General features: G+C 69.7%; 16 protein-coding genes. 5 read left to right on the top strand and 11 right to left on the bottom strand.

What is annotated here, in order from left to right; genetic code table 11:
* Positions 1-16: 16 nt before the first annotated feature.
* The 5 genes from dpgB to ACFYYJ_RS08625 all read right to left on the bottom strand — a co-directional run bounded on the left by dpgB (position 17) and on the right by ACFYYJ_RS08625 (position 5,424).
* Complete coding sequence (gene dpgB / locus ACFYYJ_RS08645; protein ID WP_389130023.1) at positions 17-742, bottom strand: enoyl-CoA-hydratase DpgB; 726 nt, start codon at positions 740-742, stop codon at positions 17-19.
* Positions 743-771: 29 nt separating this feature from the next.
* Positions 772-1,872: a 3,5-dihydroxyphenylacetyl-CoA synthase DpgA gene (dpgA, locus tag ACFYYJ_RS08640; RefSeq protein ID WP_389130501.1), complete on the bottom strand. Its 1,101-nt coding sequence runs from the start codon at positions 1,870-1,872 to the stop codon at positions 772-774.
* Between the two features lie 44 nt (positions 1,873-1,916).
* Positions 1,917-3,161: an aminotransferase class I/II-fold pyridoxal phosphate-dependent enzyme gene (locus tag ACFYYJ_RS08635; protein WP_389130020.1), complete on the bottom strand. Its 1,245-nt coding sequence runs from the start codon at positions 3,159-3,161 to the stop codon at positions 1,917-1,919.
* A gap of 50 nt (positions 3,162-3,211) precedes the next feature.
* Positions 3,212-4,489 carry a phenylacetate--CoA ligase family protein gene (locus ACFYYJ_RS08630; protein ID WP_385360484.1) on the bottom strand — a complete coding sequence of 426 codons (1,278 nt, stop codon included), beginning with the start codon at positions 4,487-4,489 and terminating at the stop codon, positions 3,212-3,214.
* Between the two features lie 104 nt (positions 4,490-4,593).
* Positions 4,594-5,424 (bottom strand): enoyl-CoA hydratase/isomerase family protein, encoded by an 831-nt coding sequence (locus tag ACFYYJ_RS08625; protein ID WP_389130016.1) that lies wholly within the window; start codon positions 5,422-5,424, stop codon positions 4,594-4,596.
* A gap of 348 nt (positions 5,425-5,772) precedes the next feature.
* Here ACFYYJ_RS08625 and ACFYYJ_RS08620 point away from each other — a divergent pair, with 348 nt between their 5' ends.
* A complete protein-coding gene (locus ACFYYJ_RS08620) occupies positions 5,773-6,783 on the top strand; it encodes a LuxR C-terminal-related transcriptional regulator (protein ID WP_385360477.1) in 1,011 nt (336 codons plus the stop codon).
* A 38-nt stretch (positions 6,784-6,821) separates the two neighbouring features.
* On the opposite strand, the gene panD is transcribed toward ACFYYJ_RS08620, so the two are convergent.
* The 4 genes from panD to ACFYYJ_RS08600 all read right to left on the bottom strand — a co-directional run bounded on the left by panD (position 6,822) and on the right by ACFYYJ_RS08600 (position 10,866).
* Positions 6,822-7,229 carry an aspartate 1-decarboxylase gene (gene panD / locus ACFYYJ_RS08615; RefSeq protein ID WP_384731468.1) on the bottom strand — a complete coding sequence of 136 codons (408 nt, stop codon included), beginning with the start codon at positions 7,227-7,229 and terminating at the stop codon, positions 6,822-6,824.
* Positions 7,230-7,245: 16 nt separating this feature from the next.
* On the bottom strand, positions 7,246-8,481 hold the full coding sequence (locus tag ACFYYJ_RS08610; protein WP_389130010.1) for a hypothetical protein: 1,236 nt from the start codon (positions 8,479-8,481) through the stop codon (positions 7,246-7,248).
* 2 nt (positions 8,482-8,483) lie between these two features.
* Entirely contained in the window at positions 8,484-9,461 is a 978-nt protein-coding gene (locus tag ACFYYJ_RS08605; RefSeq protein WP_385125379.1) for a RimK family alpha-L-glutamate ligase, read from the bottom strand.
* 478 nt (positions 9,462-9,939) lie between these two features.
* Positions 9,940-10,866, bottom strand: coding sequence for a DMT family transporter (locus tag ACFYYJ_RS08600; protein ID WP_389130006.1), 927 nt, complete (start codon positions 10,864-10,866; stop codon positions 9,940-9,942).
* An 83-nt stretch (positions 10,867-10,949) separates the two neighbouring features.
* Here ACFYYJ_RS08600 and ACFYYJ_RS08595 point away from each other — a divergent pair, with 83 nt between their 5' ends.
* Positions 10,950-11,873, top strand: a complete 924-nt coding sequence (locus ACFYYJ_RS08595) for a LysR substrate-binding domain-containing protein (RefSeq protein WP_385360470.1) — start codon at positions 10,950-10,952, stop codon at positions 11,871-11,873.
* Positions 11,874-12,125: 252 nt separating this feature from the next.
* On the opposite strand, the gene ACFYYJ_RS08590 is transcribed toward ACFYYJ_RS08595, so the two are convergent.
* Complete coding sequence (locus ACFYYJ_RS08590) at positions 12,126-12,602, bottom strand: tRNA adenosine deaminase-associated protein (protein WP_389130002.1); 477 nt, start codon at positions 12,600-12,602, stop codon at positions 12,126-12,128.
* A gap of 586 nt (positions 12,603-13,188) precedes the next feature.
* Here ACFYYJ_RS08590 and ppk2 point away from each other — a divergent pair.
* Together ppk2 and ACFYYJ_RS08580 are read left to right on the top strand one after the other, a co-directional pair.
* The gene (gene ppk2 / locus ACFYYJ_RS08585; protein WP_389129999.1) at positions 13,189-13,983 is read left to right on the top strand and encodes a polyphosphate kinase 2; all 795 of its coding nucleotides are present in this window, start codon (positions 13,189-13,191) and stop codon (positions 13,981-13,983) included.
* Positions 13,984-14,053: 70 nt separating this feature from the next.
* On the top strand, positions 14,054-14,419 hold the full coding sequence (locus ACFYYJ_RS08580; RefSeq protein ID WP_389129996.1) for an iron chaperone: 366 nt from the start codon (positions 14,054-14,056) through the stop codon (positions 14,417-14,419).
* 221 nt (positions 14,420-14,640) lie between these two features.
* Here ACFYYJ_RS08580 and ACFYYJ_RS08575 read toward each other — a convergent pair whose 3' ends face one another.
* On the bottom strand, positions 14,641-15,765 hold the full coding sequence (locus tag ACFYYJ_RS08575) for a Kelch repeat-containing protein (RefSeq protein WP_385360462.1): 1,125 nt from the start codon (positions 15,763-15,765) through the stop codon (positions 14,641-14,643).
* Positions 15,766-16,239: 474 nt separating this feature from the next.
* Here ACFYYJ_RS08575 and ACFYYJ_RS08570 point away from each other — a divergent pair, with 474 nt between their 5' ends.
* A complete protein-coding gene (locus ACFYYJ_RS08570; RefSeq protein WP_389129993.1) occupies positions 16,240-16,530 on the top strand; it encodes a hypothetical protein in 291 nt (96 codons plus the stop codon).
* Positions 16,531-16,600 lie beyond the last annotated feature (70 nt).

The raw sequence follows: 16,600 nt of genomic DNA, 5'->3' as shown, positions 1-16,600 counted from the left end.
GGGATTCCTCTGGTGGTCACGGACGGGTGGACGGCATCGGCTGCTGCCGTCGCAGGCTTCGGTCGCAAGCGGCGAGGTGGGCGCCGAGTGCCTCTTCGTAGCTGAGGCCGGAGTCGAACAGCAGCCTGCGCCGGATCGACCACTCCTGGCCGGGCAGCGCGGACAGTACGCCCGCGAGGGCGGCGGCACGCTCCCGGATCTTCTGCGTGCTCCCGGCGGTCTCATCCACCAGCTCGCCGGCCGCGGCCTCGGCAGCGCTCAGCCAGGGGCGCAGCAGGAGCAGGCGGCGTGCCCGGGCCGTACCGATCTGGTTGGCCAGCCGGTGCACGGCCGTTCCCGGCCATGCCCCGTCCTCGGCACCCGCGAGCCGCAGCCGCGCGTCGGGGGCGGCGAGCCGGTAGTCGGCGATGAGGAGCACTTCGAGCGCGGGACCCGTGCAGTCGCCCTCGACCACGGCGAGGCTGGGACGGCCGGCGTTCTCCAGCCGTCGCAGGACGCGCTCCCAGGTGTTGACGAGGTGGATGCCGGTGCCGGAGGACGGGAAGTCGGCCGGGTCCTGCGCGGTCGGCGCGGCGTCGCCGCCCAGGAGCAGCAGGACGACTCCGTTGTCGGCGCTCTCGGCCTGTGCGACCACGGACGCGACTCGGGAGACGAGTTCGGGTGTGAGCCGCTCGTTGCCGCCGACCGTCAGGACGGCTGCTGCCCCGTCGGTGAGGCTCGGGGTGAGGGGAGTGGTGGGCACAGTCGTACTTCCTTCGGTCGGATTGGTTGTCACCACTGGACGAGCGCCGTCTCGATCGTGGAGCCGGGCCCCATCGTCATCAGCACGCCGTAGTCGCCCCGGCTCACTCGTCCTTCCTCGATCAGCCGCTCGTAGGAGAAGAGGAAGGAGCCGCTGGAGAGGTTTCCGTAGTCGCGCAGCACGCCGGTGGTGTGGCGCACCGCGTGCGGCGTCAGGCCGAGGTTGACCTTCACCGAGTCGACGACCTTCTTGCCGCCGGAGTGCACGAGCCAGTGGTCTATGTCGCCGCGCCGCAGGCCGGTGCCGTCGAGGAGGCGGTCGATGACGCCCTCGGCGTGCGCGCCGACGACGTACGGGACGTCGCGGTCGAGGTAGAAGCTGAACTTGCCCTGCTCGTCGTCCCAGTCGTACCGCATGGCGTCCACGGCCTCGGGAATGATGCGGCTGGCGAACTTGAGCACGGTGCCGGTCGGCAGGGGGTCGTCCCGGTCGTCCTCGGCGGAATCCTCCCGCGGCAGGCCGGTGACCATCGCGACGGCGGCGGCGCCGTCGCCGAAGAGGCTGTTCACGACGGCGGTGCGCATGGTCCCGTCGAAGACGTAGGCGGCCGAGCAGACCTCCGCGCACACCATGACGGCGAGGCGGCCGGGGTTGGCCATCGACCAACCCGCCACCGCGTTGAGCGCGTTGAGCCCGGCGTTGCAGCCCATGCCGACGACGTCGAGCCGGCTGGTGGAGGTGGGCAGTCCCAGTTCCTTGATCAGCAGGGCCGAGAAGCCGGGCGTCAGCAGGCCGGTGGTGGAAACGCAGCAGAGATAGCCGATGTCGGACAGTGCGAGACCTGCCCGCTTGAGCGCGGTCTCCAGCGCCTGCGCGCCGATGCGTATCCCGTGCGCCTTGTGCTTGGCGAGAAGTTCGCCCTGCGTCTCCATCGCACGCGTTCCGTCGGAGAGCTCGGGCGGCAGGGTGAGGTAACGGCGTTCGATGGCGCTGTTGAGGAAGACCGACCGGACCTTGGGGTCCTCGATGTGGAAGAGGTCCAGCATCTCGCGCTGGCTGTACGAGTTGGCGGGCGTGGCGGTGCCGAATCCGACGATCGCCGGCCTCGGGCCGGAGTTCGCCGTTGTCATCCGCTCCTGTCCGGTGACGGACAGGCCCCCCATGGCGGACATCGTCATGCCACGTTCCCCAGTTCGCTGGTGGCGAGCTCGATCTGCTCGGTGGTGTGGGCTGCGGAGACGGCCATCCGGATCAGGCCGCTGCCCTTCGCCACCGTCGGGAAGAACGCCGGGGTGACGATCACTCCGGCCTTGCGCAGCCGCGCGGCGGCGTCGAGCGCCTCCTCCTCCGCGGCGAAGAGCGCACCGCGGATCGGTGACCGGGTACCGGCGTTGAACAGGGCGTTGCCGGTACGGGAGTCGAAGAGTTCCGTGTTGCGCCACAGGTCTTCCTGAAGCCGCGCCACGGTGCCGTCGAGGTGGAGTTCGGCGGAGGCCCGGCAGGCGCTGACCACGGGCAGGGCGATCGGGCCACCGAAGATCAGCGGATTGCCGAACTTTCGCAGCTTGACCGTGTCCTCCTCGGTGTTCAGCACGACGAAGCCGCCGTTGCCGGCACCGAAGGCCTTCGCGAGGGAGCCGACCACGATGACGGACTCCGGCAGGTCGCCGTCGGCGCCGCCGAACTCCTCGTAGGCGAAGCCGGCGCCGCGCGGGCCGGTGATCGACACACCGTGGGCGTCGTCCACGTAGAGGTATCCCTCGACGGCCGCGCACAGCTCGGACAGCCCGCGGACGTTGATCAGACCGCCCATGGAGCCGACACCGTCCACGAGCACGATCGGCGTGCGTCCGGCGGCGCGCGCCCCGGCCATGGCCTCGGCGAGGCCGTCCGGGTCCTCGAAGTCGAACCGGGCTACGGTGCCTATTTGTTCGAGCACTCCGCGCAGTACCTGGATCGAGGCGTGCGCGGTGCGCTCCACGAAGAAGGCGACGCCGTCCGGAGAGACGGGGTAACTGGGCAGGACGCCGGTGCCCAGCAAAGGCAGCACCCCGAGGTGGACGCTGCCCACGGAGGTGAAGCAGGTGACGTGACGGCCGCCGTAGACGGTGCCGAGCATGTACTCAAGGGTTTCCAGGTCCTCGAACCGCATACGGGTCCGGGAGGAGGAGAACTGGACGCCGACCTGACGCACGGTGGCCGCCGCGGCCTCCACCAGGGCGGGGTGGGTGTCCAGTCCGAGGTAGGAGCAGGAGATGAACTCCACGGCGCGGTCGCCGCCGCTCAGAGTCACCTCCTTGCCTTCCCTCGCGGTGAAGACGTGACCGGTCAGGTCATCCGCGATGGCTCTGGTCAATGCGTCCGACGTCTTGCTGACACGGGCAGCGACCCAGTTGGCGGGTTCTGTGGTAAGAGGCATCGAAGCATCTCCTGAATGCGGATGTGTAGGTGGTGGAACCTGAGGTTCCGTCAGTCGGTGTGATGTTCGTGGAAGAACGGGACCTTTCCGCGGTCCGTGTGATGGAACCGCGAGCTGTCGACCCGCTCCACCGTCAGCCCCCGGTAGGAGGGAGCCGTGAAGACCCGTTGCATGTGGTAGGCGCCGCGCAGTGCGGCCACGGCGTCGTCCGCCGTCAGCCCGGACGGGGTCCGGTCGGAGACGAGGAGCCGAATCGAGAAGCCCGCCTCGTCCGTCAGCACCTGGAACTGGCAGTCCGCCGGGTCGGTGATGCCCAGTCCGGCGAGCCGGTCCATCACCAGTTCCTGGGAAATGGTGGTGCTGTCCACGTTGACGGACTGGCGGACCCGGCCGACGAGGGTCAGCTGGCGGGCGGCACTGCCGCACAGGCAGGCGCCGGTCTCGATGTACCCCTCGTCGCCCACCTGGTAGCGCAGGAGCGGCATCCCCGAGTCGGTCAGCGTGGTGACGACGACCTCGCCGACCCGGCCGTCGGGCTGGATGCGCTCGGCGGCCGTGTCGATGACCTCGACGACGAGGGCGTCCTCGTGCAGGTGGTGGGTCGAGCCGCTCTGGTACGCGCACTGGTAGCCGATGGGGCCGGTCTCACTGGTCGAGTAGGAGAGCGACCGCACCCGCAGGTCGGGGCGGACCTCGGCGAGCTGCCGCTCCCGGCTTTCCCCGAGGATCTCCCCGATGTAGAGGAAGTTCCGTACGGCCGCCAGGTCCCCGGCGGTGTCCTCGGTGAGCAGCTTGATGCCGGCGGACGGCGAGCAGATGACAGTGTCCACCGAGTGGTCGCGCAGGACCTCGGGGGTCTCCGGAGAGGCCAGGGCGCTACTGCCCATGGGGAAGGCCATGGCGTCGAGCAGCCGCGTCACGTCCTGGGCGAAGCTGAACGCACCGTTCAGCTCTGCCGGATAGAGGAAGTTGGCGATGCGGCGGGGGCTCGACCCCAGGGCGCTGAGCACGCCGCGGGCCCCGAGGAAGGCGACCCTCTCGGCGAATTCCCAGGAGTGGTAGAGGACCTTGCGCCGTCCGGACGTACCGCTGGAGCGGAGGGCCAGCCCGGAACCGCCGTCGCCCAGGACCAGGTCCTCCGTACCGGGCGGGCAGGTGCTCTGCAGGTCCGCCGGCGAGAAGAGCGGGAGCCTGGCCAGATCGCGGGCGACTCGGACATCGAGTGCTCCCGGCCACCTGGCGGCCGCAGCGGGGTTCTTCCCGAGGGCCTCTACGGTGCGCGCCAGATTACTCTGCTGGATTTCTTCCAGTTGCTTTCTGGTCAGCACATCGAGATCGGCGGCCAGGTGAATCCGGGACGCTTCGCCGAGCACCTTTTCCCGGAGTTTTGAGAACGATTCAGCTTCCCGCAACAAGTCTCTTCCAGCTTTCATCAGTGTTCCGTGACGATGGATTCCATATCGCGATAACCGGGCCAGTTCGGCTGCCGCTTCTCGTTGAACGCTTCGACCCCTTCGACCCAGTCGGCGGAGAAAGCCACGGCATGCCAGGCCGCGTCCTCGACCTCCAGGCCGGTCGCGAGGTCCCCGCCGTGTCCGAGCCTCAGCGCGCGCTTGGCCGCCCGCAGCGCCACCGGAGAGTTCGCGGCGTAGGTACGGGCGATTCCCAGAGCCGCCGCGCGCACTTCACCCGCCGGGGAGAGCGTGTCCACGAGGCCCAGTTCGAGTGCCTCGACCGCCGGGACCCGGCGGCCACTGAAGATCAGGTGGGCGGCACGCGCCGCGCCCACGCGACGCGGCAGCAGCTGGGTTCCCCCGCCGCCGGGGATGACGCCGACGGCGGTCTCGGGGAGCCCGATGACCGCGTCGGGATCGGCGACGATGACATCGCAGGAGAGCGCCAGCTCGTAGCCACCGCCCAGTGCGTAGCCGTGCACCGCGGCGATCACGGGCATCGGCAGCGCCAGCACCCCGGCGTACGCGGCCCGGCTGACCGGCCGGGCCCGGGCCCGGTCCGACTCGGTGTAGTTCCGGCGCTCCTTGAGGTCGGCGCCCACGCAGAAGGCACGCTCGGCAGTGGAGGTGATCACGGTGACGCCGACCGAAGGGTCACCCGCGAGGGCGGCGGTGGCAGCGGCCAGTGACGCGCCGAGCTCCATGGAGACCGCGTTCATCGCGTGCGGCCGGTCCAGCACCAGCTCCGCGATCCGCCCCCGCTCCAGCCTGCGAACGATGATCGAGTCGCCGAACCTCCCTTCGATCACCGACCCCATCCCAGATCGAGCTCGGGCGCCCCGGGTGCGGCCGGTAAGGAGTAGGAGACCTCCTGATTTCCACCGGCCGAGGTGGCGGTCGATTCGACCGGGGCGGTGGGGGCGGCGATGACGAGCAGCGCCGCAGAAAAAACGAGTCCGGCCGGCGCAGAGATTCTCACGAAGGAATTCGACATCACATTCCCATTTCCTGGAAGGAATTTCTCGGACAGGACTTACTTTGCCATTGCGGGGCCTCCACCTCCAGGGCCCAGGTACGTCGCATCACCGCCAGGCGCGGATATGATGGTCGGCAAAACGGGCCACCCGCCCACGCTTAATTTCCCAAAAGGATGCTAAATGGACATATTAGGCACCCCTGATGACGTCTCACCGCTTCCCTTGAACGGCAGGGCCCTGCAGGCGTACGAGTACGCCTGCGAACGGGAAAAGGTCACCCCGGCGGAAGTCGCCTCCGCCATCGGTACGGACCTCAAGGAAGCGGAGGGGCTGATGAGATCACTGTGTGATCTCCATCTCCTGTGGCCCACCCCCGGCGGCGGATATACCGCCAGCTCTCCGCGGATCTTCGGGGCCCAGCTCATCGCCCCGGCCGTCAGGGAGTTGGCGGAGAGGCAGCAGCACATCATGCACATGATGGAACGGCTGGATTCCCTCGCCGAGATCTACGAGCAGAGTCCCGCGAAACGGCTGCGTCGTCCCGAAATCGAGGTCCTTCCGGAAATCGACTCCGTGCGCAGCGCCCTGAACGGCCTGTCGGCACACGCCAGTCAGGAGATCCTGACCTCCCAGCCCGGCGGCGCGCGCCCGGCTGACGTGCTCAAAGAGGCACTCGAACGCACCGAACTGGTACTCAGGCGCCACGTCACCATGCGGACCATCTACCAGCACACCGCGCAGTTCAACCCGGCCACCAGGGCCTACGTCAAGTACGTGACCCCTCTCGGCGCCCAAGTCCGCATGCTCAGTGACGGCTTCATGCAGCTGATCGTCTTCGACCGGGAGACCGCGGTGCTGCCGCTGCACGGCAATCCGCAGGGCGCCGTGATCGTCAGCGACCAGAGCATCGTGGACTTCGTCGTCCAGGCCTTCGAGCGGGTGTGGCCCACGGCCAGCCCCTTCCCGGTCTCCTACGACCAGAACCAGGTGATGGGGGCCTCCGCGGAGATCAAGCTCGCCATATCCCAGCTGCTGGTGGAGGGAGTGGAGGACAAGGTGATCGCCCGCCGGCTGGGCATGTCACTGCGGACCTGCCAGCGTCACATCTCGGACGTCATGGCGCGGCTCGGAGCGCGCAACCGGCTGCACGCGGGCTACCTGCTCAGCAAGGTCGTCGACGCCCCTCGGTGAGCCGCCGTCCCGGCCCGGCCGAGCCGTCGGCCGAGGCGTCAGTTGCCGCGTACGAGTTCCGGGGAACCCGGCACCGGCTCGCCCAGATCCGTGCCCAGCGCGATCACCCGGTTCTGCCCGTCCACATGGACGACGCACGGTTCGAACGCCTTGGCGTCGGCCTCGGCCACCTGCGCGTAGCTGATGATGATCACGAGGTCGTCGGGGTGGACCAGATGGGCCGCGGCTCCGTTGATCCCGATCACTCCGGATCCGCGCTCCCCCTCGATGACGTAGGTCTCGAGGCGTGCGCCGTTGTCTATGTCGACGATCTGCACCTTCTCGCCGGGCAACAGGTCTGCCGCCTCCATGAGTTCCGCGTCGATCGTCAGCGAACCCACATAGTGCAGATCGGCCTGGGTCACCGTGGCACGGTGGATCTTGGACTTGAACATCGTGCGGTACATCGGTACGTCTCCTAGTTCAGTGTTGGGGGATGCCGGACGCACGGTCCGGGGCGATGGAACGGGTGACGGCGACGCCGGCGACCAGGAGCACGAGGCCCACGAGCAGGCCGACGACCATCCCGGAGTGGGCGGGCGCGGGCAGCCAGGAGGCGGGGCCGCCGACGAGGATCCCCGCCGTCATGTTCCCGACGATCTCGCCGACCGCGGTCACCACGCTCACCAGGGCGAATACTTGGGTCAGCTGGGCCGGGGGCACGGTGTCCGCGGCCTCCACCTGGATCTTGGGAAAGGCCAGGCACTCCGCGACCGCGAAGAGGGTGAGTCCGGCGAGGATCACGACCAGACCGCTCGTGAACGACAGCACCAGCCCGACGCCGCCCGCGCCGGCCACGGTCATGTAGAGCGCGCCCCGGGGCAGCCGCGCGAAGAAGGGGAGCAGGGCCAGCTGGATGGCGATGATGGCCAGCGGCTGGTAGCTCAGGAACAGTGTCCGGTGCTCGGCCTGCGCCGGGTTGACGACCTCGTAGAGCAGGACCATCGCGTACAGGAAGCCCATCGCGAAGTAGATCGCGAAGGTGTAGACGAGCACGACGGCCGCGGCGCGGTTCTTCAGTACGGCAAGACTCGACCCGAAGCCGCGCGTGCCGCGTGCGGGTACGTCGAAGGCGAGCCCGCGGCCGAGCAGACCGACCGTCAGGCCGACGCCGAGCTCGGCCACCATGAGGACGACCAGCGCGGGGACCCCGGCCCGGCCCACCGGTCCGGCCGCGACCGGTGCAAGGACGTAGGCCAGGTTCAGGAGAATGAAGAACACCTGGAACACCTGGCTGCGACGATCCTCGCCCGCCGCACCCGTCAGGAGCGACCGCACCGCCGGGCGGGACACGCCCACCCCGAGACCGGCCAGCACCGCGAAGAGGAAGAGGGCGGGGTCCCGCGTACTGACCACGACGGCGGCGAAACCGGCCGCCTTAAGTGTGGACGCGATCGTCAGCGTCCACGCGGGGTGGAGCCGACCGAACACGAGCGGGGTGCACACCGCGCCCACCAGCGCCGCACCGACATGGACCGACAGCGCGAGCGAGAAGACGGTCGGCTCGATCCGGCCGCCGTGCAGCACCGCCACGGGCAGCAGAGTGAGCACCATGGCCAGGCCGGCGTTCGACAGAAGGGTGAACCCCAGCCCCGCCGCGACGGCCGGCGGGTGCCCCGTCATCGGCCGGGCGCTCACCGCGGTCTTGCTGTCTTCCATGGTCAGCGGGTCTCGTCGGCCGCGGCGACAGCCTCGCCGTCGGAGAGCAGTCGGCCGACCCAGGTGAAGAACGCGTCGGCGAGCTGCGACCGGGCGGGCTCGGGCAGGCTGGAGAACTCGGCCATGGCCGTTCCCCATTCCCCGAGGACCGGGCCGTCATCGGTGAGCAGCCAGTCCACGCAGAGGTAGTCGGCCTGAAGGCTCGCAACGATCCGCTCGACGTCGTGCATGACCGCCGCCACGTCCGGGTTGGCGCTGGCGCTGCCGCCCTGGGAGATGTTGGAGAGGTACGAACCCTCGGCCGGGCTGCGCAGCATGCTCGCGACGAACTTGCCCTCCACCATCGCGACGCGCAGGTCGCCGCGGTTGGGCAGGTACTCCTGCACGATGTAGTTCTGGCCGGTCTGCGACACGATGTCGACGGCCGCACGGAGCTGCTCGAAGCTGTCCAGCTTCAGCACTCCGAAGCCGATGCCCATCTCACGCGCCTTGAGGATGTAGGGGCCTTCGCCTATCTCCGCGCGGACGACGTCCAGTCCCCTCCTCGCGTAGCGGCCGAAGGGCAGGGCCACCGTCTTCGGCGTCCTGACACCCAGTACGGACGCCCGCGCCAGGATGGCCAGCTTGTCGCGCTCCAGGCTCTCGGAGCCGACGAGGGAGCGGTTGAGCAGCACGGAGTCGCTCGCGTCGATGGCCCGGTAGATGCCCCGCAGGAAGTGCGTGGCCTGCGGATCGCCGCTGACGTCGTCGACGATGTACGCCTGGCGCGTCTCCAGCAGGTCCACGCCGTTGTGCCACAGCCGGGGCCGGTCGCCGCAGGCGGGCACCAGCTCATTGGCGGAGATGAAGCGGAAGGAGAAGCCGTGCTTCGCGCATGGCTGCGCCCAGCGCTCCTCCATCTGCGCAGAGATCTTGTCCACGTACTCCGGGAGGAAGTCGTCCGGATGGCAGATCCAGGTCACCACGTGTTCAGTCGCCACGATCCCATTCCCCTACGAAAGACCTTTGGTCAGGCCGGTCATCGACACTACGCCCGGTACGGGCGCGGCCTCGAACACCGCAACTCTTGCAGGGGACCGGCCGGTTCCGCTCGCTCCGGCAGGCTCGGGTTCCTGCCTGGCGCCGATACGACAGGGGTCCCTCGGGCGGCCCAACGCCCGCGGCCCCGGATCGGGGATCGATTCGGGGCCGCGCGGATGACTCGGCGGGAGGGGAGGGGGCGGGCGGGGTCAGCGATCGTCGTTGAGCCAGTCGCCTCGCCCATGGCCCCGCCGCCGATCTTCTGGTCGAGCACGTACCGCCCGCCGAACAGGACCCGCTCCCCCGGCCCCCGTATACCCCAGCCCCCTTGTGGAACGCCTGCTTGTCCTCCCAACCGCAGCCTTCCAGAGACCGGTTGAGCCTCCGGGCGTCGGGCTTACATGTTCCGCGATCAGCGGGTGCAGCAGGCAGAACCCGTCAACGGCCCGTTTCCCGGCGTGCCGCTCCGATCCCTGCCATGACGACGAGTACGGTGCCCGCCGCCTGCACGACGGTCGGGGTCTGGGCGATGAGGAGCACGCCGGCCAGCAGGCTTACGGCGGGCTCGAGGCCGGCCAGGGTGCCGTAGGTGGTCTTGGTCATGCGCTGGAGCGCTTTCATTTCCAGCAGGAAGGGGACCAGCGGCATGAGTACGGCGATGCCCGCCGCCGCGGCGGCCACCTTCCAGTCGAGGTTCACGACCGTCTCCGGCGCCCCGAACGGCGCGGCGACGACTGCGGCGACCGTGAGGGAGAGGGCCAGACCGTGCTGCGCCGAGAACCTGCTGCCGACGTGCGCGGTGCCGATGACGTACAACGCCCAGCAGACGGCCGACCCCAGCCCGAAGAGGACTCCTGCGGAATCGGTGACGCCGGTCCAGGGCGAGGTGAGGAGCAGGACGCCTGCCGCGGCCAGCGCCAGCCACGCCAGTTCCCTGGGGCGCCGGGACCCGGCGACGGCCACGGTCAGCGGTCCGAGGAACTCCAGTGCCGTCGCCGTACCCAGCGGCAGCCGCGCGGCGGACTCCGAGAACAGCAGCATCATGCCTGCGCTGACTGCTCCCAGGGCCACGGCGACGACCAGATCGGCCCGGGAGGCCGCACGTACCACTCGCCACAAGGACCGGCCGGTGAAGGCGAGCAGGAACACGGCAGCGAAGGAAAGGCGCAGCCAGGTCGTGCCGGCCGGGCCGAGGGAGTCGAACAACTCGGTCGCCAGGGCACCGCCGGTGTGCAGCACCGCCATGGCGACGAGGAGGAGCACCGCCCCGGGCAGACCGCGCGGCCGGTCTGCGGGGCGCATCGGGCCGTGGGAGGTGGCGGCAACCTGGTGAGGTGCCACGACGGGGGCGGCAGAGGCGTTCATCCCGCCATTTGAGCGGGCACCGTTCCCTGCTGTCCACGGGCTAATAGTGGCGTCAATGGCCACTATTAGTGGATGATTGCCGTATGGCACCCCAGGACACGCGCCCGCTTCCGGATCTCGGCCGACTTCGGCTGCTCGTAGAGCTGGGCCGCCTGGGCACCATGGCTGCGGTCGCCACGGCCACCGGATACGGGACCTCGGCCGTCTCCAAGCACCTGGCCGTGCTGGAGACGGAGGTCGGTGCACAGCTGCTGAGGCCGGTGGGGCGGCGGGTCCGGCTGACGCCTGCGGGCGAACGCCTGGCGGAGCACGCGGTCGCCATCCTCGCCGCGGTGGAGGAGGCGCGGGCCGAGCTGAGCGGCGGGGCCGAGCCGGCGGGGCGCGTGCGGCTCGCGAGCTTCTTCACCGCGGTCGAGCCGATGGTGCTGCCCATGCTCGCGCGGCTGGGGACGGCCTTTCCTCGGATCGAGGTCGAGACCTACGAGCACGAACCGGATCACACCATCGATCTCGTGCGCTCGGGCAGCATGGACCTCGGTGTGGTCTACCACTACAGCCTGGTGCCGCGTACGGTCCCACCGGAACTCGGCGTCCGGCAGATCGAGGAGCAACCGCTCTTCCTCGCGGTCCCCGCCCATCACGCGGACGCCGGACGGCCCGTCGCGCTGACCGAACTGCGCGACTTCGCAGGAGCGGGATGGATCGCCAATTCGCGCGGCACCGATGACGACGAACTCGTCCAGCGAGTGTGCGCGATCGCCGGTTTCGCGCCGCGCATCGCGCATCGCATGGACAGCCTGCACCTGGTGAACAGCCTCGTCGGGGCGGGCCTCGGAGTGGCCCTGCTCGCCGAGTCGGGAATCGAACGGGACCGCACCGATGTCGCCTTCCGGCCTCTCGACCCCTTGGCCGGCACCCGCCGCACCTCGCTCGTGGTGCGCGCCGGTCAATGGTCCTGGCCTCCCATCGCAGCCGTGACCTCCCTCATCACCGAGCACACGGCGTGAGCCCCGACGAGACGGCCGGGCTGCGGGCCTGTTCTCGCCGCGCCTGATGGCGGAGCAGGCTGCGGGTCCGCTGTTCAGACCGCGCCCAACCTCGATGCCACACGAGGTGCATAGCCGGGCACCGCCGGTGACCATCCAACGGGCCTCCTCTACGAGACCATGGCTTCGGTGGGGGTCCGCCCGGTGGCCGGCCAGGGCCTCACCGCGGCGATCGCCGCCGCCTGATCCACCAGCGAGGCCGCGGCTGCGCCCCTACTGCCGGGCGTCCTCGAACTGAGCGCCGAATCCGGCCTGCTCGGCCAGCGCACGCAGTTGTGCGTCAGGCTCGGCACCTGCTCGCAGGAGGGCGGCCATATCGGCCGAGCCGACGCCCACATCGGTCAGGATGCCCAGCGCCCCGGCCGGCGAGGGACCGAAAGCGCCTTCCCGCAATTCCTCGGCATGCAGGACGTCCACCACCTGGGCAGCGAGGGTGTGCTGCTCGGCAGCCCGCGTGTCCGAGAGCATCAGGTCCGTCCCGCCGGCGGTGGGACGCACGATCAGGAAGAACTCCTCGTCCGCATTGAAGAGTCCCAACACCACGTCGGCGTCGTCGGTGCCCGCCTCGCGCACGGTGGTGATCGCCTCGTCGAGGCCGGTGAGCGCGGCGCGCCCCAGCCGGGTGCACTGCCAAGAGTCGCCCCGGCGGACGACGGCGACGGCATAGCGGTGCTGCGCATGTTCTCTCACCCCTCCACACCTGCCCCGCCCGCCGCGCGGTCAGCCGTCATATTGCCGGTCATGCCCCGCTCGGAGCAGACTGCACCCCCGCCCCGGCCCGGTTCCCGGCCTCCGCGCGAGGGCTGGACGACGGCCTCGGCGTCGGCCCGGCACGCACTCAGGAAAGCGCAGTCGACTGGCGTGGGCACGTCAGCGAGCCCTCTCACAGCGGACCCGTTCCCGCCGCCGCGCTGCGCCGGAACCGATCCCATCGAGTCATCCAGCACCACCCAGCAACGGCGCGCCGCGCCCCGAACTGCTGCCCGTCGTCGTCCGGCTCTGCCAGAGCGTGGAAGGCGTCGTCACCGTCGACAGCCGGATCTCCTGTCCCGGCACCTCAGCCCCACCAACGAACCCTCCCCCGCAAGGAGCAGAACCACGTCGAACCACTGGCTTCTCGGTCGCCGGTGCGGCGGCCGCTCCCACCAAGACGACGCCAGGCCCGACCTCGCGCGGCCGGCGTATCGACACGCCGAGGCCCGAGGACGTGGTTGTGCGCGGATGTCTGCCATGCCTGACTTGACCGAAGCGCCCCCAGCGATGAGGAGGTACGGACGTGGGACTCCGCAAGGCGGCCTACGAGGCGGAACTGCTCCGACTGCAGACAGAGCTGATCAAGCTCCAGGAATGGGTACGCGTGAAGGGCGCCAGGCTCGTCATCGTCTTCGAAGGCCGTGACGCGGCGGGCAAAGGGGGCACCATCAAACGTGTCACCGAGCACCTCAACCCCCGCGTGGCACGCATCGCCGCCCTTCCGAAACCAACCGAGCGCGAGCGCACCCAGTGGTACTTCCAACGCTACGTGCAGCACTTGCCGGCCGCCGGAGAGATCGTCCTGTTCGACCGCAGCTGGTACAACCGTGCCGGCGTGGAGCACGTCATGGGTTTCTGCACGCCCGCGGAACACCAGCTCTTCCTGCGGCAGTGTCCCGTCTTCGAGCGGATGCTGGTGGAGGACGGGATCCTGCTCCGCAAATACTGGTTCTCCGTCAGCGACGCGGTGCAGGAAGAACGCTTTCGCCGCCGCACGCAGGACCCGCTGCGGCGCTGGAAGCTCTCACCGATGGACCTGGAGTCGCTCACGCGCTGGGAAGCCTATTCCCGGGCCAAGGACGAAATGCTCGTCCACACCGACACGGCAGACGCCACCTGGTACGTCGTCGAGAGCGACGACAAGCGCAGCGCGAGACTCAACATGATCGCCCACCTGCTCTCCTCGGTCGCATACGAGGACATGGACCTGCCACAGATCACCCTGCCGCCCCGACCCCCGTCCACGGGATACGAACGACCTCCCAAAGAACTCCAGACCGTCGTGCCCGACCACGCGGCCACGCTCCGAAAGGAATGAGCCGCATCAGACCGGCCGCGCACTCACGCGGCTGATGGGAAGGACCGCCGATCCGGCATACCCTCACGGAATGGTGCGGAGCGAGGCGAGTGACGTCGACGGCTACCTGGCCGAGGTTCCCGAGGAACGCAAGGCCGTGTTGGCCGAGGTACGTCGGTTGTGCCGGGCTGAGCTGTCGGGCTTCGACGAGGTCATGGCGCATGGGATGCCCGCGTACGAACGGGACGGGTCGTGCGAGTTCGCGTTCGCGAGCCAGAAGCAGTACCTGTCCTTCTACGTCATGCGCAGTGACGTACGCGAGGCGTTCGAGGAACGGCTGGCCGGTCACGACGTGGGGAAGGGATGCCTGCGCTTCCGCAGACCCGAGAAGGTCGACCTCGCCCTGCTGCGCGATCTCCTCAAGGCCACAGCGGCGCGGCCCGGCACGGTCTGCTGATCAAGCCGGCACCGGTCGGGGCGACCTCGCGGACGGGTCGTACCTGCACCTCGACGTCCTCGTGTTGGTCTCGGGCTCCGTACGCGCGCGGGTCGGCCGGCACCTGCTCCCACCGGCACCGAAACGCTCCGCGTAAGGCGACGGTGGGAGACCCACCGGGTCAGGCCTGCGCAGTCTGCCAGTACATCGGCGTATCGGCGGCGTTCGCCGCGGGCTCCCGCTCACGGGCTCGCGGCGCTCCCCACGGCCTGGTCATCGGCGGTCCTGTCCAGGGGCGGGTCCAGGGCGTCGACCGCGCTCAGGAGGCCGGTGCCCGCACTGCCGCCCGTGGCGTACACGCACATGGCGCCTTGGCCGGGCGGACACTGCATGACGGCGGCCGCCAGGTGCGACCGTGCCGTTGGAAGCGCGGGCAGCGTCGTCCACGCGTTGGAGACGGAGTTGTACGACTCCACCGTGCCCAGGGGATTCAAGCCGGGGCCTCCACGGCCCCCGACCGTGTACACACAGGTGCCACTCTGGCCCGGCGGGCAGGGCGCAGACGACGCCGCGAGCAGGTACCTGCCGGTAGGCAGCGGCTCCACCGGGCTCCACGCGTTGGTGGCCGGGTTGTAGGAGCGGACGCTCGACTGAACGGCGGCGCTGCTGTCGACGCCTCCCATGGCGTACACGCAGAGGCCGGTCTGGCCGGGCGGGCAGGTCGCGGCCGCAGCCGCGAGGCCGAACCGTGGGGTGGGGAGGGGAGTCGGCTGGCTCCAGGCGTTGGTGACGGGGTTGTAGGAGTTGACCTGGCCCAGGGCAGTGCCGGTGCCGTCCACCCCACCCACGGCGTACACGCAGGTGCCGGTCTGCCCCGGCGGGCAGGGCGCGGCAGCCGCTGCGAGCGATCCCCGCGGCGTGGGAAGTGTGCTGATGGTGCTCCAGGCGTTGGTGACGGGGTTGTACGACTCCACTGTGGCAACGGGCGTGTCCGGCCCCGTGAGAGTGAAGGCCGTGAACCCGCCGATGGTGTACACGCAGGTGCCGGTCTGCCCCGGCGGGCAGGGCGCGCTCGCCGTGCCGAACCCCCACCGGGGTGTGGGCATCGAACGGACGGTCGACCAGGCATTGGTGAGCCGGTTGTACGACTCAGCCCGGCCCGAGACCGTGCTGGGGGTTGTGGCGTTGCCGAGTGCGTCACGGCCGCCCATGGCGTACACGCAATTGCCGGTCTGGCCAGGGGGGCAGGGTGCGGTTGCCGCCCCCAGGAAGTCCCGGGCCGCAGGCAGCGGAGCCAGGGTCGTCCACACCGTTCCGTTGGTGGCTGCCGCCGGCAGTACGCAGGCCAGGACGGTGGCGACCGCCAACAGGGGGGCCCATCGAAGTCGGCTCCCAGGGCGCACCAGACTGCGCGGATTCTGGAGCCTCGTGAAGGGTGGGGGTGCTTCATCCGCTCGCGATCGTGGCAACGCCGGCCTCCTTGCTTGGACGTGTACGGCGATGCTTGCCCCGGACTGCCTCGCATCGCACGGGGAATGGGCCGGACGGCCTCCCGCTTCGACCGTGCAGCGTGGTCTTGCATGCCCCCTGCCGGTCCGGTTGCTGTCATGGAGTCGCTGCACGGAAGTCCCGGAAAGACGGTGCAGCGAAGCTCCGCACTTCGTGCGGGCCGCCTTCGGCACCTGATCTCCGGGACCGTGCCGGCCGCGTCGCCGAACGGCTGCGCGGCGGCGAAGCACCAGCACCTGGAGGGGTGGCGGGACTCCCGCACGCTGAGCTGCCGGTTCATCAGCCGCCGGTAGGTGTCGTATGCGCGAGACGTGCCCAGCCTTGTCTTCCCCGTGGCAACGGATCTGTTGCAGATCCTGTGGTGCCCGCTCGTTCACGAGGACGAGGACGACCAGTACGCGGCCAATCCCAGCCTCCACCGGCGCAGCACCGAGCTGACGGCGGCCGGCCCCGCCGCAGAGGAAGCCGCCGCGAACGAGGCCGGAACCGTGAACATCGACAATGCCCGGCTGCTCTGCGCAATGATCAGCTGGGGCGACGGCCACTCCCCCGTACTCGCCGACCTGGACGCCTCGGGCGCCACGGGCGCAGTGAGAGCGAGCTTCGCCAACACGACCCGGTAACGGTCCTCCCCGTGACGGCTTGGGACGTGAGGGAACGCTGACTGGCGACGCCGGCCCACGCCAACCCGAT

The sequence above is a fragment of the Streptomyces sp. NPDC002467 genome, from assembly GCF_042889825.1.
Taxonomy (GTDB): domain Bacteria; phylum Actinomycetota; class Actinomycetes; order Streptomycetales; family Streptomycetaceae; genus Streptomyces.
This window is presented reverse-complemented; position numbering and strand designations above follow the sequence as displayed.